Source organism: Streptomyces anandii JCM 4720 (assembly GCF_014650655.1).
GTDB classification, from domain to species: domain Bacteria; phylum Actinomycetota; class Actinomycetes; order Streptomycetales; family Streptomycetaceae; genus Streptomyces; species Streptomyces anandii.
The window spans coordinates 1-1,017 of sequence record NZ_BMVJ01000093.1 but is presented as its reverse complement, the minus strand read 5'-3'; the positions used below and the strand labels follow the sequence as shown (position 1 = coordinate 1,017).

Annotated in this window: 1 protein-coding gene; it reads left to right on the top strand. The window is 68.2% G+C overall.

From position 1 onward, the window contains the following. Positions 1-560 precede the first annotated feature (560 nt). Positions 561-1,017 (top strand): DEAD/DEAH box helicase family protein (locus tag IE249_RS35450; RefSeq protein WP_444544820.1); only part of this gene is annotated, 457 nt, incomplete at its 3' end.

Genomic DNA, 1,017 nt, shown 5'->3' with positions numbered 1-1,017 from the left:
CCCGCGGAGCGGGTCCCATTGCGCTGCGCGCAATGCAAACGAACCACCGCGCTGCGCGCGGTGGTTACGCTCCCGCTCTGCGGGAGCATTGGCGGGATGCTGCGCATCCCGCTCATCCCCCTTGCTACGCAAGGGGGATGACGCTCCGTCCACTGGGCTCCCGAGCTTCCGCTTCGCTTCAGCTCGGATCGGCGGGCCGCTGCGCTCCCCGCCTGGTGCTCCTTCCGGCTACGCCTGCAGGACCGTGACGGCCCGCTGTCGCGGGGCGGGCTGGCTACGGAAAGGGTGGGTCGGTTGCCTTTGTTGTTCTCGGTCTTCTGTCTCATGGTCTCGCCCGGATGGCGGGCAGTGACGACTGAGGAGTACCCATGACTTCCGTACGATTATGAGTGGGTGCTTCATTTTAGGTTCCCGATAGACTCTGGACTTGGATGGCTGTGGCGCTGTGAAACGTGTGCTCCGCTGGAGACGGTCGTCCGTGTCCCGCATCGGAGGTGTGCAGCCGGTGTCGCGGTGGAAGCCGGACTGCTCAACGCCGTTGCAGCGCGGGGTGGCTGCTGGTGCATGGGTGCGTGAGAGCTGTGGTCCAGCTCGCCGGAGAGGGCGGATCGGAGGCTGTGAACGAGCTTCGTCCCCATCAGCGTGAAGCCGTGAACGCGGTTCTCCGGGCACTTGAACTGCCTGCGAGATCGGCTGTGCCCGGGCGGGGGCTGCGGACGCAGGTGGTCATGGCGACCGGATCGGGCAAGACTCTCGTCGCCGTGCGCAGCACGGAGGAACTGCAGGCGGGCCGGGTGCTGGTGCTCGTGCCGCCGCTGGACCTGCTCGCCCAGACTGCGGCCGCCTGGCGTGAGGGGGGCCGGACGGGGCCCGTGATCAGTCTCTCCTCCCCGCGTGGGCCGGAGTCGTCCTTCCCCAGCACCACAGGCGCGGGCGAGCCGGCCGCCTGGATCCGGCCCTTGGACAAGGTCACGGCGTTCGCCACCTACACCTCGCTCAATCTCGGCACGCTCGAGC